Raw genomic sequence first — 19,901 nt, forward strand, 5'->3', positions numbered from 1 at the left:
TTATGACCTTACAAGTTGAAAATTTATCTGGTGGTTACGGTCAAACAACCGTCATCAAAAATATAAACTTCACCATTCCAGCGGGATCAGTTACCGCTCTCATCGGCTTAAATGGCTCTGGAAAATCAACCATTATTAATCATTTAATCGGACTACTAGCACCAATGACCGGGTCAGTTGTGTTAAATAGTCACAATCTTGCTCAAGATCCAGTTGGATTTAAAAAGCAAATTGCCTACGTGCCTGAGCAACCTGTTCTGTATGAAGAACTAAATCTACAAGAACACATTCAAGCAATGATTAATATTTACCATTTAGACGAAAAGACTAGTTGGGAAGAAGCAACGCGCTTACTTAAAATTTTCAGACTTGATGATAAATTGAATTGGTTTCCAACGCACTTCTCTAAAGGTATGCGCCAAAAGGTCATGATTGTGATGGCGTTCATCACACAAGCTGATCTGTTTATTATTGATGAACCTTTCTTAGGGCTCGATGTGTTGGCGGTGCAAGATCTCTTAACACTCATTGACGAAAAACGTGAGTCAGGAGCTAGCCTGCTTATCACAACACACGTCATGAGCACCTTGAAAGCACATGCTGATCAATATATTTACTTAGAACAAGGCCAAATCGTTGCAAGTGGTGCTATCGATGCCATCAGTGATCAGGTACCGGTCATGCTCATCGGTGAGGAGCAGACCAATGGGTAAAAACAATCTTTTTAAGCAACGTTGGACCGCAGAATGGCGACATTTTTCAAAGTACTTGAAGTATGTTTTTAATGATCACGCTGTCATTGCTTTTTTCTTCCTATTTGGGGCCTTACTATTCGCGTATCAACATATGCTGCAGACTTTACCAGTCAACTGGTGGACACAACTTTGTTTAGCACTAGTATTACTACTGACCCTAATATTCTTTAAAACACCTGCAAGTTTTGTGAAACCTGCTGATGCCGTTTTTTTCTTAGGTGATGATCAACAATTAAAGCAGCTTTGGAGAACGGCAACAAACTATAGCATGATCATCAACAGTTTAATAGAGGGGGGCTTAGTCCTTATTTTTTGGCCACTCATGCTGAAACTTTTCGCCATTAACTTGATTATCATCTGTCTGTTTACCGCACTAATGATGCTCGTTAAAGCGTACTTCACTTATCAGAAAGCGCATCAGGTTGCCGCCTTTAAACCAGCAACGCCACAACTCCTGAATTGGCAGGCAATTGCACGCTTTGAAGAGCAGCGTCTCAACACAATTTACACCTTCTTTAACCTATTTGTTGATGTCCCTGGCTTACAAAGTTCAATTAAGTCCCATCCATGGCTAGAAAAATTACGTTCTTTTTGGCCAGGATACCATACTGATGCGCTACTGCCGATGTATGTCACAACCTTTATTCGCAAACAACAATATTTAGGGTTGTGGGTTCGGACACTGGTACTGGGTAGTCTGCTAATTCCATTTACCAGTGGCTACTTACTGCTAATTTTACTGGGCTTGCTTGAGTATTTGTTCATTGCGCAACTCATTCCCTTAGCGGGCGGGTATCGTCGCCTTATCTTTGATTACGTCATCCCCGTGAACGTAAAGGATCGTCAACGTGCTTTCCATCAATTAGGATGGCCATTAGTCATGATGCTCAATTTAGTTTGGACCAGTATCTTGCTCATCTGCCAACCAATTTCAATAAACCAAGGATTTATGATGATTTTACTTGTCATTTTCGGTCTTTCTTTGGTATTCTTATACTCTGATCGCATTATTGCGAACACGTTTAAAAGGAGAGTAAAACATGCGTCTAAGAAATAAAAAGTGGGCTGGTCCATGGCTTGAAGCCCATGCCGACCTCGTGATCAATCAACAAACTGCGACTGATCTAAAAGGTAAATGGGAGACTGTTTTCCCAGTCGCACAACCCATTCAAATCGAAGTCGGGACAGGTAAGGGTCGTTTCATCATTGGTATGGCCAAAAAATATCCAAACATTAACTTTATTGGTATGGAAATTCAAGAAGCCGCTGTTGCGGTAGCTGGACGTATGGCTGATGAAGATGAAGCGGCATTGCCTAATCTAAAATTCATCTATGGTGATGGTGCTGGCGTTGACACATATTTTGAAAAGGGTGAAGTTAGCAAGGTCTTCTTGAACTTCTCAGATCCTTGGCCAAAATCACGTCATGAGTCACGTCGTCTAACATACAAGAGCTTCCTTGCTGGATACCAGGCCATTCTACCGGATGGTGGTGAGCTTGAATTTAAGACGGACAATCGTGGTTTGTTTGAATACTCTCTATACTCATTTAATCAATTTGGCATGAACTTCTTGCCTGATGGCATCTCATTAGACTTACATGCTGACGCTGATAAAATGATTGATAATGTTGAAACCGAATATGAAGAAAAGTTCTCAGAACGTGGATTCCCAATCTACAAATTTATCGGTTCATTTAAGTAAAAAAATACCCAGCCAGATAACCTGGTTGGGTATTTTTATTTGCTATCATTAAATTGGTAAATCTAAACTTTGTTCGGCTAAAACAGTGAAGACCACATGTTCATTAATTTCAACTTGCGCCTCAACTCCAGTACCTGAAATCGTTTCAATAGCCTGGGCTAAAAATCCGGCTTCTAGATAGAAACTAGGGGTTTTACGTTCAGATTGCCGAGCTAAAACAACGGGACCACTAAGTTCCCACTTCAACTCTGTTCCTTGCCGACTCAAGGCTTTCAAACTACCAAAGCCGATTCGATTAAAGCAGAGCTCAATGGCTGTAATGCTGTTAAGTTCCTCACGTTGTGCCAAACCTTTTCCAGCCCAGTACAAGATGTTCGATTCGTCTTCTTGCAATAAATCCGGTAGTAACCGATCTCTTAGCACCGTTAAGGCAAATGTGTTTGTTTCTGGTGATTGAACTGACTCGTCCATAATGCACTCCTTAAATTGAAAATGAATATACTCAAGTATATAGCATTTCAAGTCATTTGCCAACATATTACATCCATGTTAAAATTACTGCCTGTGAAAGGAATCAGGTAATCATGAATCAATCTCAGACACCCTTAACAAATACAACTTATGGTTTGGTCAATGCAGATTGCTTTGCCGAACACCTTGATAACGCACAAACGACCGATTGGAGCTCAGCTTCATCATTGACGTTGGCAACTATCTCTAGCTTATCGCGTGGGTATAACTTAAGCCATTTAATGGACCAGTTTACTGCATGGTACGCACGGGGGGACTATACTGCTGACCGTAGCGTGCAAATGAGTGATCGCACCACAATTCGTTCAATTGAACACTATATGATTAATCACGATCCATTTTCTTCTGGTAGCCACCAAGAACAGGTTGTGGATAATGGTGCTTTGTTGCGTATTATGCCAGTTGTCTTATTTCTAAACACCGAATACGGCGATGACTTTGTGATTGATGACCCAGCCATGCTGACACTACACCAAATTACAGGGTTAACGCATAATCAGCCAACTGCACTCATTACAAATGGTATTTATGCCATGTTCGTTAATGAATTGATGGCAGGGGAGACGCCCGTTGATGCCCTTGAAATCGCCATCGATACAGCATATGACTACTATTCAAAACATAATATTTTTCAGGAAGCACTAATTCACTTTTATCAATTGAATACACCTGACTTTAAAAATAGCAATATTGAATCACTCACTGCGTCAAATTTAGCCATTGATACTTTAACAGCCTGCATCTGGATTATTTTAAACTCTGATTCCTATGCAAGTGCAATGGCTCTGACGCTCAAATTAAACGGTGATCCTAGTAGTTTATTGCCTTTAGTGGGCACAACTGCCGCAATTTTGTATCCAGTCGATGGTGACGCTATGACGAATTTACCAAAAAATGGAACGAATCTTATCAAACGTATTCTAAACATCGGTAATCGCTCTTATCGTTTTCAACGCCTAGAACTTTTTAACTAAATCAAGTCACTGTTATTTGTGTCATTTTAATGACCCAAATGGCAGTTTTTTTAATTAAATTGATACACTAATTTTTCAATAAATGAGATATACTTGGCAGAGTTCTTAACTGAGCCTTAAATGTAGGGTGGGCATGTTTGCTTTTACCGATACATATTATCAATAACTATAATATCTAAAACGAAGTTTGAAGGGAGCACAATCGGGAATGGGACAAGATCGACAACAGTTACTCCTTGCCAAAACCTGCCTATTAGCCAGCCAAATTTTAATGGAAAATGGTTCTGAATTGGCCCGCATTGATGACACTGTAAAATATATTTCAAATACATATTCTGCTGGAAACGATGAAATTGAATCATATGTTACGAGTACACTTATCATTATCACAGCCAATGACCCCTCTGATGAAGAGATGCAGCCGCTGGTGCTCGTTGAAAAAACGAACGTGAAATCAATCAATTTAACCAAAATTGATGAAATTAACCGTTTATCACGCGCGTTCGTTGCACGTGAACTCACACTAAAGGAACTTTACGCTGAATTACGAGCGCTCCGAAAGATGCCGATGACTAGTCTGACAAAGGCGAATATAGGAAGTTTCTTTTTAAGTAGCACTTTGACGTATTTAGCCACGCAAAGCATCGTCGCAAGCATCTTAGCCGGATTATTCGGAACTCTAGGTATGTACATCGTTACCAAAATCTACGATGCTTTACATCGTCCTTTTATTGGGGAATTAATTGTGGCAGCAGTCATTACAATTCTAGTTCGCTTGATCATGCTCGTTACACCTTTGCCTGAGTTCAACACCATTATTATTGGCGCCTTATTTCCACTACTACCAGGGGTTCAATTAACCACTTCAATTAACGATATCTTCGATGGTAACTTGATTAGTGGTCCTCAACGTTTACTAAGTGCATTGATTCTAACATTTACAATGGTGTTGGGAAGCTTGCTTGTCTTTACTATTTGGAGGTAATTATGGCTATTTTAGACTTTTTATTTAAAATTACGCTAATCTTTGGTGCTTCCATTGGATTCGCCATGACGGTTCAGGCACCCAACCGTTCACTTGCCATTACGGGAACGATTGGGGCAGTCAGTTACATTCCGAATATGATTGTATCTGGCTTAACCCATAACGTCTACTATGGTATTGCCTGCGGTGTGGCCAGTGTGACCACTTTATGCTATTTTGCTGCACGCATGTACCACATTCCAGCTTTTATCCTATTAGTGCCTGGGTTGGTGCCTTATTTCCCTGGACAGAAACTCTACCAAATGATCTGGAGTCTCTTCCAACTTGATTTAAGTGACTTCATTACAAACACTTCTGGATTCGTTGAAACCTCAGTCTGCATCTATGGAAGCATGCTAACCATGAATCTGGCGTTACCAATCATTATGCAGTTTTATCGTAGAATAAAGCAGCCATCCAAAACCAAATCACTTTAAAAAAGTTGGTGTTATTTACACCGGCTTTTTTTTAATCTAAAATGAAATAAGACAGAAACCAAAGAAATCGGAGAGAGGTAGCCCATGACTGATATTAAAATGATTGCAACTGACTTGGATGGCACTTTTTTTAATGACCAACGTCAGGTTAATGAACCTAAATTCGCCGCACTTTTGGACTATTTTGATCAACATGACATGCATTTTGTCATTGCAACTGGTAATGACCAGCCCTTGGTTGATAAAATTTTTGCACCATTCTTAGGTCGTTTTGACTATGTGATGAATAATGGGGCTCAAGTTTCAACTCGCTCGGGGCAACACCTGCGCGAGGCGCATTTTCAAGCATCTGATTTACCAGTCATCCAAAATTTAATTGAAGGTCAGAACATGCATTTCCGGCATGGCATTATTTTTAATGGTGTGCATGATTCATACATGCTTCGCGATTATATCGAAGTGGGTGACCTCTACGAAGACATCTTATGGTATTTCCCAAAGCTGAAGTATATTGATCGTATTTCAGAAATTCCAGAAGACGAGACAATCGTCAAAGTTATCTTTAGCGCTGATCCTGACGAGGCTAATCAGTTTATTACTTTGGTCAATGCTAACTACCAAGAAAACTACCACGCGACAACATCAGGATACGGCGCAATTGACGTCATCCCTGCCAATGTCAATAAAGCAACTGGCCTTGACTTTCTACTTGATTTCTATGGTCTGAATGCAAGTCAATTAATGACCTTTGGTGATGGTTTTAACGACTTAGAAATGCTCGAATACGCTGCCAAACCAAAATCAATGCCTAATGGGGACACGTACATCAAGGACCATTTTCCACAGGCTGTCGCCGATAATAACCACGATGGAGTGCTTGATACCATCGTCCAAACTTTAAATATAACACTGTAATCATCTCTACCTGAAAAAGAGGGATACAACAAATGAGGCCAACATGGACATTAACCTATTATTTTCAATCGATGAAAATTTCACAACGCAATTAATGACAACGGTGTACTCGATTTATGCCAATTCAAACAAGGATAATCATTATCATGTTTATATTGTGCAGGAGTCGCCACTAAAAACTGCTGATCAATTACAAACTTTCTTTGATCAATATGACATGGATTATCATCCCATCGTCATTGATAAACATGATTTTTCAAAAGCACCAGTGTCAAAACGCTATCCAAAATCAATTTACTTTAGACTATTAGCTCACGAATATTTGCCAACCAATTTAGATAAGATTCTCTATTTAGACGCTGATATTCTTTGCTTGAACGATATGACACCTTTTTATCAAACTGATTTGTCCGGCTATTTGTATGCTGCTTCTATGCACGCCGATGCCTTAAACTTAACCAGTACGGTAAACAAGATTCGTCTGGATACTGATTTAGATAATTACTACAATTCTGGCGTTTTATTAATGAACTTAGCTTTGATTCGTGAAAAGGTTCGTCCTAGTGATATTTTTAAATTCATCGAAGAATATAAAAATTTCTTATTATTACCAGATCAAGATGTTCTCAACAAGTTATATGGTGATGACATCATGCCAGTGCCCGATAACTATTATAACTACGATGTCCGCAAAGATTTAACTTACCAGATTGTTAGTGATGGGGAATATAGCCCCAGTTGGGTCGCTAAAAATACTGTCTTTTTGCATTACTGTGGTAAAAACAAGCCTTGGCATGCCAAGAATCCAAATGACAAATATAATTTTATTTATAAACATTATATGCATTTAACCTTGAATGATAATAACTAATCATATTGCCACGCCCTTGAAAGTTAGCTATAATAGTTAAATTGTTGATTAAATAGAATGTAGGTAAATTAAAATGAATCAAGATAATGCGACTACGACGAGTCCACAAGGACTTAAACGTAGTATGACGCTAGCATCTGCGATTTCCACTGTAATGGGAACCGTTATTGGTGCGGGTGTTTTCTTCAAAGTCTCAAATGTCTCTGAAGTATCTGGCTCAACCAGTATGTCAATGCTTGTTTGGCTATTAGGTGGTTTGATTAGTTTGTGTGCTGGGTTGACTGGTGCCGAACTTGCCGCGGCATTGCCTCAAACAGGTGGAATGCTTGTGTATATTGAACGTGCTTACGGTAAGCTACCTAGTTTCTTACTTGGCTGGGCGCAAGTCATTGTTTATTTCCCAGCCAGTATTGCGGCCAAAGGAATTATCTTTGGAACGCAGTTAATCAATTTATTCCACTTGGATGCCAAATTAATCATTCCAATTGGGGCAGCCGCCTTGATCTCTGTTGAACTGATTAATTTCTTAGGTGCCAAAATTGCTGGAACATTCCAGTCAATTACGCTGATTTTTAAGTTAATTCCATTGGCACTAATCGTTATCTTTGGCCTATTCCAAAGTGGTAGTGTTCACGTTAGCTTGTTCCCAGTAACCGCTGGACCTGGTACCGGTGGCTTTATTACTGCTATGGGTGCCGGACTACTTGCAACCATGTATGCCTATGATGGTTGGATCCACGTCGGAAACATTGCAGGGGAGATGAAGAACCCTTCACGCGATTTGCCCCGTGCCATTACCGGTGGAATTATCGGTGTGATGGTCATTTACTTGCTCGTTAATTTTGTCTTCATGCACACATTGCCACTAAGCGCCTTAGCTGGTAATGAAAGTGCCGCAATGGATGTCGCAAGTAAAATTTTCGGTGACATGGGTGGTAAATTAATTACCATCGGTATTCTAATTTCAATCTATGGAACGTTAAATGGTTACACATTGACTGGTATGCGATTGCCATACGTCATGGCTGAAGAACGTCAATTACCATTCTCAAAGTATTTGACTCGTCTAAACGCCAATCAAGTCCCATACATTGCAGGATTGTTTGAGTTAGCTTTGGCCATCGTTCTTATGTTTGTTGGTGGGTTTGATACGTTGACAGACATGTTAGTCTTCGTGATCTGGATGTTCTATACACTTGTCTTTTTAGGTGTCATCATCTTGCGTCGTCGCGAACCAGACTTGCCTCGTCCATATAAAGTACCGCTATATCCCGTGATTCCTATTATTGCGATTTTGAGTGGTGTGTTCATTCTTGTATCTACATTAATGACACAACTTACATTAGCATTGATTGGTATTGGACTAACCTTACTCGGTTTGCCAGTTTACTTCATCATGCAACATCGTAATGCAAAAAATGACTAAAAGTAAAAGCATCCCATCGTTTTGGGATGCTTTTTTATTTGTCTAATTTTGTACCAAACACCAAAATTTAGGGGGAGTTGCAAGCCTCGTGAATCACTTTTTTAAAATTTAAAATTGTGTTACACTTATTATTCGTGAATAATACATTTAATTAGATAAAAATCGATTACAAGGTGGAGATACTAATGAAACGCTTAATGATTGTTGTACCAGCGTACAATGAGGAGGAAGCCCTACCAAAGACGCTAGATGTTTTAGACGGTGTGCTTTCTGATTTAATTGAAACAAACAAGGTCGATAAAGCCAGTAAGATTGTCATCGTAAATGATGGATCAGCTGATAAGACATGGTCAATTATTGAGGATGCCGCAGCTAAAAATGACCACATTTCTGGTATTAATTTTAGTCGTAACTATGGACACCAAAATGCCCTTATTGCTGGCTTAACAGCAACCCGTGATTACGGTGATATTTTTGTCACGATTGATGCGGACTTACAAGACGACGTCAACGCCATTCCAAAAATGGTTGCTGAAAACGCCAACGGGTTCGACATTGTCTATGGTGCCCGTAATTCACGGGAAACTGATTCAGCGTTCAAGCGTGGTACTGCTGAGATGTTCTACAAAATCATGGGGAAGTTGGGCGTTGAAATGGTACCCGATTCAGCTGACTATCGCCTTATGTCACAACGTGCTGTAGACCATTTACTTGAATTTAAAGAACACAACCTTTTCTTACGTGGAATTGTACCTCGTGTTGGTTTCCCAAGTACAGTTGTTTACTATGCCCGTAAAGAGCGTGAAGCTGGTGAATCTAAGTATCCGTTGAAGAAAATGATTAACTTTGCATGGGACGGTATTACGTCATTCTCTGTTGCACCAATGCGCTTTATTTTAGCCGTTGGTATTTTCAGTATGGTGATTGCCGTTGGCATGATGATTTATGCAATTTATCGTGAATTAACGGGACATACAGTAGCCGGATGGTCATCATTAATGGTGTCACTTTGGTTTATTGGCGGATTCCAATTAATTGGTATTTCTATTCTGGGTGAATACATTGGTAAAATCTTTAACGAGGTCAAGGATCGCCCACGATACGTCATCCAAGACAACTTGCTTTCAAATCAAGATTTTGATGACAAGCAAGCTGAAAAGCATTTGGATGATGGCATGGGGGAAGTTTAAAATGTCAGCATTTATTGAAAAAATTTCAGCCTTACTAAAACAATATCAAGATGTCATTATCTACCTTATTTTTGGTGTGCTAACAACCTTAATTAATTTAGTTGTTTATACGATTGGTTTGTACTTTGGTATGAACGTACAAGTTGCCACCATCTTGGCTTGGGTGATTGCCGTGATTTTCGCTTATTTGACAAACCGCAAGTGGGTTTTTCACTCAACCGCTCATACACCACAAGAAATCGGTAAAGAAGCCACGTCATTTACGTTATCACGTTTATCAACTTTGTTAGTTGATATGGCAATTATCTGGTTTGGGGTCCAGTTGTTGGGTCAAAACCCAATCGTTTGGAAGATTATCGATAACGTCATTGTTGTTATCTTGAATTACGTCCTCAGTAAAGTGATGGTCTTCAAAGATCACGAATAACCGCAAAGCGACAAACACAATTATCGTGTTTATCGCTTTTTTCTTTTGTTTCAATCATCCGTTCCTGTCTAAATGCGAACAATTAAAACGCAAAGCATTCAAATCCCATGAAGATTGTTGTAGAATTTAGTATAAATCAAATAATCGAGGTTCTTGAATTTTGAAAATTAAATTAAACGACATGCAATTTCACAGCTACATTGGTTTTTATGCGGCTGAACGTGAAGTTGGGCAAGACATCACAGTCAATGTAACGCTGACTTTGCCAGACTGTCCGCTTGAAACGTATCTCACTGACGACTTGACGCAGACTGTTAATTACGGTGATGTTTACGATCTAATTGCTACAATGGCCACAGCTAAAAACGAAACCAAACTAATTGAAACTTTGGCCGCGCGAATGATTCAGACAATTCACCGTCAATTTCCAAACGAAATTGAATTGGTCACTGTCCGCATTAAGAAACACAATCTCCCAATTGCCGGTATCTTAGATAGTGCCGAAATTGAACTCGAAGGGTAGGAATCGATGCACAATATTGCTTACATTGGATTAGGTAGTAATATGGGCAACTCACAAGAGACCCTCACACAAGTAATTGCTGATTTAGATGCCAATCCAGATATTCAAGTTTTAGCGCGTTCATCGCTCTACCGGACCGATCCTGTTGGGAATGTAGACCAAGATCAATTTGTAAACGCGGTTATTAAGATTGGCACGACATTAACGCCTGATGCATTGTTGCATGTTCTACATGAACTTGAACAGAAATATCATCGCGTCCGCACGGTGCATTGGGGGCCACGCACCTTAGATTTAGACATCGAACTGTACAATGATGTCACGTTGCAAACTCAAGCCTTAGACATTCCACATCGCGAAATGTTTAACAGGTTATTTGTGCTTGTACCATTGCTTGATGTATTAGATCCAATGCATCCCCGTTATCAACAAGTGACCCAAGCTGCCACGGACTTAGCTGGGCAACAATATATTGCTAAAATCGATGCAACATCATAAATAAGGAGCCTCTCATGGATCATGAATTAATTGAAGCCAGTGTTCGGAATATATTTAAAGCAATTGGTGAGGATCCTGATCGTCCAGGAATTCAGGAAACGCCCAAGCGCGTCGCCAATATGTATGAAGAAATCTTTAGTTCCCTGCAGCAACCCAAGTTTGAAGCCTATAAACTCTTTGAAACCGATGATAGTATCAATGGTGAGCTCATCACGATAGCGGATATCCCATTTTATTCAATGTGTGAGCATCACCTACTACCATTTTTTGGTACCGTGTCGGTAGGCTACATCCCACAAAATGGACAGGTCATTGGTTTAAGTAAGATACCTCGACTAGTCGATTACGCGGCTAAACGTCCTACATTACAAGAAGCGGTCACCAGTACCATTGGCCAAACCCTGATGGACATCTTAGAACCTGCTGGTGTTGGTGTTATTGTCAAAGCGCGACATATGTGTGTTGAAATGCGTGGGGTAAATAAGTCAAACAGTGTCACCAAAACATCGTTTTATCGAGGTACCTTTAAAGAACAAGCAGTGCGTCAGGAATTTTTAGACACACTTAAACAATAGGAGTGGTAGCAATATGACCAGTTATGCAGAGATATTAGCGCACATCCCCCGAAAAATGAAATATGATCCCAAGGTCGATCGAATTGGGTTAGTCCACGGGATTCTAAATGCGTTGGATCATCCTCAAGCCCGCCCAATGAATCTGCATATTTGTGGTACCAATGGGAAAGGTTCAACTGGCACAATCATTGCGGCAATTTTACAAGAAAATGGTCAAAAAGTAGGACGCTTTGTGAGTCCAGCCATGTACGACGACCTGGAGCAAGTGACCATTAATGGGGCGTCAATGACTGAAGATTCCTTTCTTAAATGCTATGCTCAATTTAAACGCGGATTGTTCAAACAAGGTTTAACTCAGGAGGATTTGTCTATATTTGAAACCTTCTTTATCATTAGTGTCATTTATTTTGCCTCGCAAGATGTCGATGTTGCTATATATGAGTGCGGTCTCGGTGGTGAATTTGATGCGACCAACGCATTGGGCGTGAGTGCGTATACGATTTTCACCAAAATTGACATGGACCATATGCAAATTCTAGGCAACACCTTGGCTGAAATCGCCGAAACAAAGTCAAAAATCATCGACCCCAATTCAACAGTAATTAATTATGCTGGGCAACAAGCGGACGTGACAACGATTTTGCAGCATACTGCATCTGAGCGAAATGCCGCATTCGTAACGGAATCACCCTACAACATTACGGTACAAGCTGAATCGTTAACATATTCTGATATTCAAATTAGCATCGCCGAACAACTTTCACCTGTAATTTCTTTCCACATGGCGGGGGCTTTTCAAATTGATAATTTGCAGACAGCGCTAACTTGGGTAGGGGCTTTCAATCAAGCTCATCCCATGGAAACCATCAGTTTGTCAACAATCACCAACGCCTTATCAACGGTTACCCTAGCTGGACGGATGGAGGTTGTACAAAAAAAGCCTCTGGTTATCATTGATGGTGCCCATAATGTAGACGGCATACAAGCCTTAGCTAAATCCCTTGGAAAAACGCAACGCTACACCATAATTGTGGGCTTCTTAAAAGATAAGGACTATGGTGACGCAATTGAGGCCCTTAAAACATTAAACGCTGACTTTATTATCGCTAGTCCTGATAATCCAGACCGTGCTTTACCTGAACAGGAATTAGCTTCTAGTTTTAATGCTCACGGGATTACCGATGTCAGGATATCAACGAATCTTGTGACAACCTTTAAAGAACTAACCAATTGTCAGCATCCGATTATTGTTACCGGTTCATTCTATTTAATTAATCAAGTGCAAGCAGCGCTAAAAGAAAGCGAGTAAGTGATATGAAGATTAGTCTATTAACGTCTCAGAATGCCCAAAATAGTGGTGAGCAATTGCTAGTGCAGCAAGCCACACTAAATCAAGAACTCGTGATTGTCTTTAACGACATTGAAGATGCGCAACGCCGAAGGCTAGTGGCTTTAAGTCAACAATACTATGTCAATTTCACTGCATCTGGCACAACGTTAACTGGCATTTTTGATGGACCGGCACTTTCACAATTTATTGAAGCACTCGCTGATCAACCAGCCTTTGACGATTTACGCAAAATTCAATCCGATCATGCGATTACTTGGCAAGCTGGACGTTACACTTACGATTTGACGCACTCAGGGCTTGTATACGCCATTTTAAATACAACACCTGACTCTTTCTATGATGGGGGACAATACTTCAACATGGACGACGTCATGGCTCATGTCTCCGCTATGATTGCGCAAGGAGCTGATATTATTGAAGTTGGAGGACAATCAACACGTCCTGGTTATACGGAAATTTCAAGTGAAGATGAAATTGCTCGCATTATGCCCTTCATCAAGGCTATTCAAAAAACATTCCCTGATATTGCAATTGCGGTTGATACCTATAAGCCTGACGTTATGCGAGCAGTTATTGATGCTGGGGTTGATATCATTAATGATATTAATGGTTTTACAGATGATCCCACAAAGTTAGCCTTAATGCACGATTCAAAAGTAGGGATGGTTAGCATGCTTAATCGTCGCTTAATGGATGAACCGATTAGTTATGCCAACATTATCGAAACATTCCAAGACCAAATTAATGCCTTCAAACAGGCCGATATAGATTTAAAGCGCGTGTCCCTTGACCCGGGTGTTGGATTTTCAACTGTTGGTAACCTAAATAATGATTTAGGTCTAATGCATGGTATTAAACAATTAAACCAATTCCACTTACCGGTGATGGCTGCCGTCTCAAATAAAAGCTATTTACAAAAACTCCTTGTCCTAGCTAAAGACGACCGTGTTACAATGACCCTGATTACAGAAGCTTTGTTGTATACCGATGGCAATCGGATTATCCGCGTTCATAATGTCGAAGAGACCGCGCAGATGCGTCAACTACTTGATCAAATTGCTGGTAGTTATCTGGCTTAGTAAAAAACCGTTAGTCAATCATGTAACTAGCGGTTTTTTTATTGCGCAGGTCCCATGATAGGTATATGATAAATTTGTGAGAGAATAAACATAAGACTTAAATTCGATTAAACAAAATACAATCCATCAGAAAGGATTTCAATATGCGTCATAAAATTGCATTCAGAAAGGATTTCAATATGCGTCATAAAATTGCATTAATTTCTGATATTCACGGCAATTCAGCAGCTTTGGCAGCAGTTGTCGCCGATATTAAAGCCAAACATATTCCCGAAAGCTGGTTTTTGGGCGATTTATTTTTACCAGGTCCTGGTGGGGATGATCTATTTGACCTCCTTGATGCCGCTAACACCACCATCTTAATTCGTGGTAATTGGGATGACCGTGTTTTAAACATACTGTCAGCGCACCCACAAATTAATACGAAAAAAGATACTGGGGTCTACAAGGCAATCCTGGCAAAGTTTGTCGCAGAACGCCTATCTTCTGAAAAGATTAAGCGCATGCACAAAATGCAACAACAAGTTTTCAGAACAGTGAATGGGCTCAAGATTGGGCTAACCCACAATTTACCTACACGTAATTATGGACCCGCCTTAGGCTATGCGGTCGAAGGGGCGGCTTTTGATGCTTTATTTACTGAGCCAAATCAGGATGTAGCCGTTTATGGCCATATCCATCACCAAGTCCTCCGCTATAGTAGCCATGATCAATTGGTGGTAAACCCTGGTTCAGTAGGTCGACCCTATTCAAAGCACAAAAAAGCCAATCAAGACCGCCGGGCCCAATATGCCATTCTAACGATTGATGATACAGGCGTCGCGGATGTGACTTATCAAAAAGTAGCCTATGATCCAGAACCAATGTTACAAAAAGCTGCCATGATGGGGTTACCTTATGTCTCCATTTACCGCCAGATTCTGGCACAGTCAGCACCGGAAAAAGTCTACATGGCACCTGTTCATCAAATCAACCACGACAATCATTATGTCGATGAATTGAAATCTTATCTTGTGAAACAAAAACAGTCGTAAGGAGGGATGCTATGACCAAACGAATTGCACTCATTTCAGATATTCATGGTAACCAAACGGCCTTAGAAGCGGTTATTGATGATCTCCACAAACATCCAGTCGATGAAACTTGGTTTTTAGGTGATCTGCTTGGGCCAGGTCCTGCCACAGATGTGCTTTTTGACTTGCTCGAGCAAGTCAATACAACCATCTTTTTAAATGGTAATTGGGACACTGATTGCTTTTTACCGGTGTTAAATGCCCCTGAAACGATTGACACAACTAGTCCAAAATGGGTTTACCTTGGACGTATTGGTCAATATATTGGTGAGCACATCACCCCAGAGCACCTAGCCATTATGCAAAATGCACCTATTCATGCTGAAATCACACAAGGTCCACTAAACTTAAGCCTAAACCACAATTTACCAGATGTAGCGCGGGGACGCGATCTTGAAGTTGCAGCTGATACGAACGCCTTTGCACCTCTATTCACTAATGAATCCGTTGATATTGCAGTTTATGCGCATGTACATCACCAGTTACTTCGTTACAGTACAGATGACCGCCTCATTATTAATCCTGGTGCAGTCGGTGAACCGTACTTTAATCATCCTAGATTGAATGCTGACCGCCGGGCCCAATATGCGATTTTAACGTTGGATGAGCAGGGGATGGCCGATGTTGAGTTTCGTAAAGTCACTTATGACATTCCAACTGAATTAGCGCGAGCACGAGTAGCCAACTTACCTTACTATGAACTCTACCAAGAACTACTCGAGTCAGGAATCAGTCACACAAATGAGTCGGACTATTTGATTCAATTTGATACAGATGGCCATTATACAGCCGAGTTGGAGACATTCCTGAACCAACAGCGTCAATAGCATTGATAACTTAAAAAAGCAGCGTAGGTCGGTCGACTTACGCTGCTTTTGTTTAATTGTTTCGATTTAAAATCGTTGTTGGTTCAGTTCCCACAATCAATGTATCGCAAATACCAAGGAAAAGACCATGTTCAACGATCCCCGTATGTTGAATTAACTCATCACCGAGCGCTTTTAAGTCGGTAACTTCAGAAATATCAACATCAATAATATAGTTAGCAGAGTCAGTAAGGAGGTACTGCCCATCCGTATTCACTCGAAAATGCGGATCAAGACTAAGATCAGTCAAATAATTAAAGACGTGATGACTCCCAAAAGGCAAAACTTCGACCGGCAGCTTGAATTGTGTTCCCAAACGTGGACTTTGTTTTGAGGGATCAACAATCCAAATATTTTTTTCAGATGCTTTCGCCACAATTTTTTCATAGAATAGGGCAGCTCCGCCACCTTTAATCCCATTTAATTGTGGGTCAACTTCATCGGCACCATCAATTGTAATATCAATGCCATCTGTTTCATCTAAGGCGACAACATGCAAACCAAGGCTTCGACCAAGTTCATCGGATGCAATTGAAGTTGCCACACAGGTGATATTATGTAACTGGTCCTGTTGAACTTGCTCAGCTAAACCCTCAATGAAGAACTTAGCCGTGCTACCTGTTCCAAGCCCAACAACCATATTATCTTGAATAAGCTTTACCGCAGCAAGGGCTGCATTTTTTTTACCAGCATTAACCATCATCATTTTCCTCTCAGTCATACTTCTAACACTATTATGCACGTTTCAACAATTTAAGTAAACCGTTTTAAAGAAAGCGTTTACATGTGCTACAATATATAATAAACTTATAAATGAAATCAAATCAATTAGGAGATAGACCATGTCAAAAATTATTACGGTTTTAGGATCAACAAACATTGATAAAGTTGTCCAAGTACCACGCTTCGGAGCCAGCGGTGAAACCATTCATACGAATCAGCATCTCGTTGAAGCGATGGGTGGAAAGGGACTAAACCAAGCCGTTTCTTCTGCGCGATCAGGTGCTAAAACCAACATGATTACCAAAGTTGGTAAAGCCTTTGATATTGAAAAGAACATGGCTGTAGACAATTTGAATACGGATGCTGTGATGCGTTCCGAGACAGAAGAAACCGGACAAGCCTACATTACTGTTTCACAGGAAACTGGTGACAACCTAATTTATATTTACGGCGGTGCCAACGATGATTTAACACCAGCCGATGTACAAGCTCATGCACAAGAAATCATTGAATCTGACGTCATTATTTCACAACTTGAGACACCCATCGAAACGGTCATTGAAGGCTTTAAAATTGCACGTGAACATGGTGTAAAAACTATCTTAAATCCAGCACCAATGCCTGAAGCCGGTGGACTGCCAGATGCTTTGCTCAAGTTAACTGATTTGATTGCACCAAACGAACATGAATCATACTTGTTAACGAACTTGGAATTGACTGATGAAGAATCAATGTTGCGTAGTGCGGTATATTACTTTAAGCGCGGGATTGATACGGTGATTATAACACTTGGTGAACGTGGTTCATTTTACATGCGTGATAATGGAGAACAGGCTATTATTCCAGCCTTTAAGACCAACGCTGTTGATACCACGGCGGCTGGAGATACCTTTATCGGGGCTTTGGCTACACGTTTGAACCCTGCCTTTGATAATCTACCTGAAGCAATGCGCTATGCAGCTGCCGCCTCATCAGTTGCTGTTTCACGTCCAGGAGCACAACCAAGTATTCCAGCTGAAGATGAGGTTCTCGCTATCTTAGCTGTCAGCGATCACTAAGGAGCGGATGTCCAAATGCGTAAGACAAATGTTTTAAATACCAAACTAGCTAATGCTATTTCACAAATCGGGCATACACAATGGCTTTCAATTGGTGATGCAGGCCTGCCCATTCGTGATGATGGTCGTAAAATTGATTTAGCTGTTGTTCGTGGATTACCAACCTTTATTGATGTCCTTGAAGCAACACTTTCAGAAATGAAGGTTCAAAAGGTTTATCTCGCACAAGCCATTAAAACCGAAAATCCTGACCAATTACAAGCGATTGAAACATTATTAGACGATAACGTGGAAATTGTATGGGTGAGCCACGATGAGTTAAAGGCGATGACTCGTGATGAAAATAATATTGCCACTGTGCGAACGGGGGAAGTGACGCCTTTTTCAAACATTGTGCTCGAATCCGATGTTGATTTCATTGGTACTGCGATTAAATAAAAAAACGTACTAACTGCAACGGTTAGTACGTTTTTCAGATTAAACTAAGTAGATTAATAACAATGCGGTGGCCGATGGCACACATTGCATGAGAAAGATTTTTTTTGTTGCCGTAAAGCCACCATATAAGCCGACACCGAAGACAAATAGCATCAATAACATCATAAAACTGTTTTGCGCGGATTGCGAAACGGGTAAAATGAAGTTAGTTGCAAGAATGACTAAACCAAATAATCCATTGTAGATACCTTGATTTCCTAAGGCAGTTTTGGCATTAGCTTGATTCACGAATTCAAAGGGCATATTAAAGGCCTTAGCTTGCGCTTCTGGTTTACCAAATATTTCTAGCCCCATAATGAATAGGTGTAAGCAACCAATCAATGTTGTTAAAATTAATAATAGCATTTGCATGTTCAATTCCTCTTTTCTTAGAGTCTTATTGTAACAAACATTCGCATATTCGCGTTAGAAAGGACCCATATGACTCACATTGTTGTGCTCGGCGGTACCGGGTTTGTCGGTAGCGGTATTTTACAAGAGCTTTCAAAAAATTCAGCATACACACTTACAAGCATTTCTAAAACTGGTGGCGATCCACAGAAACACTTAGCTGGTGTACATTATGAAGCTGCCAATTTAACGAAAAAGGGCGCTTGGCAGACAGAAATTGCTGAAGCGGACTGGGTAATTGATTGTGTTGGTATTCTTCGGCCAAGTCGAAAGAATAAGACTTCATACGAACAAAACAGCCTTTTGCCGGCTTTGCAGGCTATTGATGCGATTAAAGATAGCAAGACGAGCTTTCTCTTTATTAATGCAAACGCTGCACCAATCCCTGAATATATGGCATTTAAGCATGCTGTTGCCGATTATGCAGATCAACAATTAGGTTCGCGTGCTCATAATGTCTATCCAGGACTCGTGTATGGGCCTGAGCGTAAAAGCACGTATTGGCTGGGAAGAACACTCAATTTCTTAATTAACCAGTGTCATTTGACGATTTTGAAGCAGTATCGGCCAGTCACTCGAGGGGATCTCGCTAGTGCAGTTGATCAAGTCTTAAAGCATAAAAACACGCCATTGACGCACCGAATCTAGGTTTATTTCATAGCTAAATGGGCTACTAAAGCCTAAAAATACCATTAGTTAGCATTCATTAACTAATGGTATTTTTATTATCCCAAAAGATGTGAAACTACAAAAAAGAGCGTTTATTCACTTATTTTAAATCGTTGCATACAGTTCAAAAACTGCGCTAATAACGACAGTCTAGAATCGTCAACAAATCTATATTTAGTACAAATTAATCGGTACAATCATAATCTCAACGAAGTTACGAAATGAGTGCTTTTAGTGGCCTGGTAAGATTAAATTTCAATAGAGGTAAACTGATAAAAATTTGACTATGAATCTTTTGAGGAACTTTCATCGTTGTATCAATAATTTAAATCTGCATTTTAACTC

Annotated in this window: 24 protein-coding genes; 21 read left to right on the top strand and 3 right to left on the bottom strand. The window is 40.3% G+C overall.

Going from position 1 to position 19,901, the window contains the following annotated elements; all coding sequences use genetic code 11:
- The first annotated feature begins 2 nt into the window (after window positions 1-2).
- From IE337_RS04295 to trmB, 3 genes are read left to right on the top strand one after another with little or no spacing between them, the layout of a single operon-like run.
- Window positions 3-713 carry an ABC transporter ATP-binding protein gene (locus IE337_RS04295; RefSeq protein ID WP_191135917.1) on the top strand — a complete coding sequence of 237 codons (711 nt, stop codon included), beginning with the start codon at window positions 3-5 and terminating at the stop codon, window positions 711-713.
- Complete coding sequence (locus IE337_RS04300; RefSeq protein WP_191135918.1) at window positions 706-1,812, top strand: ABC transporter permease; 1,107 nt, start codon at window positions 706-708, stop codon at window positions 1,810-1,812. Before IE337_RS04295 ends, IE337_RS04300 begins: the two co-directional genes overlap by 8 nt.
- Window positions 1,796-2,458: a tRNA (guanosine(46)-N7)-methyltransferase TrmB gene (trmB, locus tag IE337_RS04305; RefSeq protein WP_191135919.1), complete on the top strand. Its 663-nt coding sequence runs from the start codon at window positions 1,796-1,798 to the stop codon at window positions 2,456-2,458. Before IE337_RS04300 ends, trmB begins: the two co-directional genes overlap by 17 nt.
- Window positions 2,459-2,506: 48 nt before the next feature.
- On the opposite strand, the gene IE337_RS04310 is transcribed toward trmB, so the two are convergent.
- The gene (locus IE337_RS04310) at window positions 2,507-2,929 is read right to left on the bottom strand and encodes a DUF2507 domain-containing protein (protein WP_191135920.1); all 423 of its coding nucleotides are present in this window, start codon (window positions 2,927-2,929) and stop codon (window positions 2,507-2,509) included.
- A gap of 113 nt (window positions 2,930-3,042) precedes the next feature.
- On the opposite strand from IE337_RS04310, the gene IE337_RS04315 reads away from it, so the two are divergent.
- The 15 genes from IE337_RS04315 (at window position 3,043) to IE337_RS04380 (ending at window position 16,179) form a co-directional block, all read left to right on the top strand.
- Entirely contained in the window at window positions 3,043-3,963 is a 921-nt protein-coding gene (locus tag IE337_RS04315) for an ADP-ribosylglycohydrolase family protein (RefSeq protein WP_191135921.1), read from the top strand.
- Between the two features lie 208 nt (window positions 3,964-4,171).
- Complete coding sequence (locus IE337_RS04320; protein WP_191135922.1) at window positions 4,172-4,948, top strand: threonine/serine exporter family protein; 777 nt, start codon at window positions 4,172-4,174, stop codon at window positions 4,946-4,948.
- A gap of 2 nt (window positions 4,949-4,950) precedes the next feature.
- On the top strand, window positions 4,951-5,424 hold the full coding sequence (locus IE337_RS04325) for a threonine/serine exporter family protein (RefSeq protein WP_191135923.1): 474 nt from the start codon (window positions 4,951-4,953) through the stop codon (window positions 5,422-5,424).
- Between the two features lie 84 nt (window positions 5,425-5,508).
- Window positions 5,509-6,339: an HAD-IIB family hydrolase gene (locus IE337_RS04330; RefSeq protein WP_191135924.1), complete on the top strand. Its 831-nt coding sequence runs from the start codon at window positions 5,509-5,511 to the stop codon at window positions 6,337-6,339.
- Window positions 6,340-6,382: 43 nt separating this feature from the next.
- Complete coding sequence (locus IE337_RS04335; protein ID WP_191135925.1) at window positions 6,383-7,210, top strand: glycosyltransferase family 8 protein; 828 nt, start codon at window positions 6,383-6,385, stop codon at window positions 7,208-7,210.
- 73 nt (window positions 7,211-7,283) lie between these two features.
- Entirely contained in the window at window positions 7,284-8,636 is a 1,353-nt protein-coding gene (locus IE337_RS04340) for an APC family permease (RefSeq protein WP_191135926.1), read from the top strand.
- A 185-nt stretch (window positions 8,637-8,821) separates the two neighbouring features.
- Window positions 8,822-9,826, top strand: a complete 1,005-nt coding sequence (locus IE337_RS04345; protein WP_072152884.1) for a glycosyltransferase family 2 protein — start codon at window positions 8,822-8,824, stop codon at window positions 9,824-9,826.
- A 1-nt stretch (window position 9,827) separates the two neighbouring features.
- A complete protein-coding gene (locus IE337_RS04350; protein WP_227067090.1) occupies window positions 9,828-10,253 on the top strand; it encodes a GtrA family protein in 426 nt (141 codons plus the stop codon).
- Between the two features lie 160 nt (window positions 10,254-10,413).
- Window positions 10,414-10,776: a dihydroneopterin aldolase gene (gene folB / locus IE337_RS04355; protein WP_191135927.1), complete on the top strand. Its 363-nt coding sequence runs from the start codon at window positions 10,414-10,416 to the stop codon at window positions 10,774-10,776.
- Window positions 10,777-10,782: 6 nt separating this feature from the next.
- On the top strand, window positions 10,783-11,274 hold the full coding sequence (gene folK / locus IE337_RS07880) for a 2-amino-4-hydroxy-6-hydroxymethyldihydropteridine diphosphokinase (RefSeq protein ID WP_069201651.1): 492 nt from the start codon (window positions 10,783-10,785) through the stop codon (window positions 11,272-11,274).
- 14 nt (window positions 11,275-11,288) lie between these two features.
- On the top strand, window positions 11,289-11,849 hold the full coding sequence (gene folE, locus IE337_RS07885) for a GTP cyclohydrolase I FolE (RefSeq protein WP_243185572.1): 561 nt from the start codon (window positions 11,289-11,291) through the stop codon (window positions 11,847-11,849).
- 13 nt (window positions 11,850-11,862) lie between these two features.
- Entirely contained in the window at window positions 11,863-13,158 is a 1,296-nt protein-coding gene (locus IE337_RS04365) for a bifunctional folylpolyglutamate synthase/dihydrofolate synthase (RefSeq protein ID WP_191135928.1), read from the top strand.
- Between the two features lie 5 nt (window positions 13,159-13,163).
- Window positions 13,164-14,279, top strand: coding sequence for a dihydropteroate synthase (gene folP / locus IE337_RS04370; RefSeq protein ID WP_191135929.1), 1,116 nt, complete (start codon window positions 13,164-13,166; stop codon window positions 14,277-14,279).
- A gap of 179 nt (window positions 14,280-14,458) precedes the next feature.
- Window positions 14,459-15,313, top strand: coding sequence for a metallophosphoesterase family protein (locus tag IE337_RS04375; RefSeq protein WP_191135930.1), 855 nt, complete (start codon window positions 14,459-14,461; stop codon window positions 15,311-15,313).
- Between the two features lie 11 nt (window positions 15,314-15,324).
- On the top strand, window positions 15,325-16,179 hold the full coding sequence (locus tag IE337_RS04380; RefSeq protein WP_191135931.1) for a metallophosphoesterase family protein: 855 nt from the start codon (window positions 15,325-15,327) through the stop codon (window positions 16,177-16,179).
- A 52-nt stretch (window positions 16,180-16,231) separates the two neighbouring features.
- On the opposite strand, the gene rpiA is transcribed toward IE337_RS04380, so the two are convergent.
- Window positions 16,232-16,924: a ribose-5-phosphate isomerase RpiA gene (gene rpiA / locus IE337_RS04385; RefSeq protein ID WP_423841169.1), complete on the bottom strand. Its 693-nt coding sequence runs from the start codon at window positions 16,922-16,924 to the stop codon at window positions 16,232-16,234.
- Between the two features lie 136 nt (window positions 16,925-17,060).
- Between rpiA and rbsK the strand changes: the two genes are divergently transcribed.
- Entirely contained in the window at window positions 17,061-17,999 is a 939-nt protein-coding gene (rbsK, locus tag IE337_RS04390) for a ribokinase (protein WP_057743688.1), read from the top strand.
- Window positions 18,000-18,014: 15 nt separating this feature from the next.
- On the top strand, window positions 18,015-18,437 hold the full coding sequence (gene rbsD, locus IE337_RS04395; RefSeq protein WP_057743691.1) for a D-ribose pyranase: 423 nt from the start codon (window positions 18,015-18,017) through the stop codon (window positions 18,435-18,437).
- A gap of 39 nt (window positions 18,438-18,476) precedes the next feature.
- Here the strand turns inward: rbsD and IE337_RS04400 are convergent, their stop codons facing one another.
- Window positions 18,477-18,848, bottom strand: coding sequence for a DUF1304 domain-containing protein (locus IE337_RS04400; RefSeq protein ID WP_191135932.1), 372 nt, complete (start codon window positions 18,846-18,848; stop codon window positions 18,477-18,479).
- Between the two features lie 69 nt (window positions 18,849-18,917).
- Here IE337_RS04400 and IE337_RS04405 point away from each other — a divergent pair, with 69 nt between their 5' ends.
- The gene (locus IE337_RS04405; RefSeq protein ID WP_191135933.1) at window positions 18,918-19,535 is read left to right on the top strand and encodes an NAD-dependent epimerase/dehydratase family protein; all 618 of its coding nucleotides are present in this window, start codon (window positions 18,918-18,920) and stop codon (window positions 19,533-19,535) included.
- The last annotated feature ends 366 nt before the right edge of the window (window positions 19,536-19,901 follow it).

Source organism: Weissella viridescens (genome assembly GCF_014789145.1).
GTDB classification, from domain to species: Bacteria; Bacillota; Bacilli; order Lactobacillales; family Lactobacillaceae; genus Weissella; species Weissella viridescens.

Coding starts and splice junctions, on each gene's coding strand:
- trmB (WP_191135919.1), top strand. CDS start 1,796: ATGCGTCTAAGAAATAAAAAGTGGGCTGGTCCATGGCTTGAAGCCCAT.
- rbsK (WP_057743688.1), top strand. CDS start 17,061: ATGTCAAAAATTATTACGGTTTTAGGATCAACAAACATTGATAAAGTT.
- IE337_RS04310 (WP_191135920.1), bottom strand. CDS start 2,929: ATGGACGAGTCAGTTCAATCACCAGAAACAAACACATTTGCCTTAACG.
- IE337_RS04345 (WP_072152884.1), top strand. CDS start 8,822: ATGAAACGCTTAATGATTGTTGTACCAGCGTACAATGAGGAGGAAGCC.
- IE337_RS04325 (WP_191135923.1), top strand. CDS start 4,951: ATGGCTATTTTAGACTTTTTATTTAAAATTACGCTAATCTTTGGTGCT.
- IE337_RS04320 (WP_191135922.1), top strand. CDS start 4,172: ATGGGACAAGATCGACAACAGTTACTCCTTGCCAAAACCTGCCTATTA.
- IE337_RS04375 (WP_191135930.1), top strand. CDS start 14,459: ATGCGTCATAAAATTGCATTAATTTCTGATATTCACGGCAATTCAGCA.
- IE337_RS04350 (WP_227067090.1), top strand. CDS start 9,828: ATGTCAGCATTTATTGAAAAAATTTCAGCCTTACTAAAACAATATCAA.
- IE337_RS04400 (WP_191135932.1), bottom strand. CDS start 18,848: ATGCAAATGCTATTATTAATTTTAACAACATTGATTGGTTGCTTACAC.
- IE337_RS04330 (WP_191135924.1), top strand. CDS start 5,509: ATGACTGATATTAAAATGATTGCAACTGACTTGGATGGCACTTTTTTT.
- rpiA (WP_423841169.1), bottom strand. CDS start 16,924: ATGATGATGGTTAATGCTGGTAAAAAAAATGCAGCCCTTGCTGCGGTA.
- IE337_RS04335 (WP_191135925.1), top strand. CDS start 6,383: ATGGACATTAACCTATTATTTTCAATCGATGAAAATTTCACAACGCAA.
- IE337_RS04300 (WP_191135918.1), top strand. CDS start 706: ATGGGTAAAAACAATCTTTTTAAGCAACGTTGGACCGCAGAATGGCGA.
- folK (WP_069201651.1), top strand. CDS start 10,783: ATGCACAATATTGCTTACATTGGATTAGGTAGTAATATGGGCAACTCA.
- IE337_RS04380 (WP_191135931.1), top strand. CDS start 15,325: ATGACCAAACGAATTGCACTCATTTCAGATATTCATGGTAACCAAACG.
- folP (WP_191135929.1), top strand. CDS start 13,164: ATGAAGATTAGTCTATTAACGTCTCAGAATGCCCAAAATAGTGGTGAG.
- IE337_RS04340 (WP_191135926.1), top strand. CDS start 7,284: ATGAATCAAGATAATGCGACTACGACGAGTCCACAAGGACTTAAACGT.
- IE337_RS04315 (WP_191135921.1), top strand. CDS start 3,043: ATGAATCAATCTCAGACACCCTTAACAAATACAACTTATGGTTTGGTC.
- IE337_RS04365 (WP_191135928.1), top strand. CDS start 11,863: ATGACCAGTTATGCAGAGATATTAGCGCACATCCCCCGAAAAATGAAA.
- rbsD (WP_057743691.1), top strand. CDS start 18,015: ATGCGTAAGACAAATGTTTTAAATACCAAACTAGCTAATGCTATTTCA.
- IE337_RS04295 (WP_191135917.1), top strand. CDS start 3: ATGACCTTACAAGTTGAAAATTTATCTGGTGGTTACGGTCAAACAACC.
- folE (WP_243185572.1), top strand. CDS start 11,289: ATGGATCATGAATTAATTGAAGCCAGTGTTCGGAATATATTTAAAGCA.
- IE337_RS04405 (WP_191135933.1), top strand. CDS start 18,918: ATGACTCACATTGTTGTGCTCGGCGGTACCGGGTTTGTCGGTAGCGGT.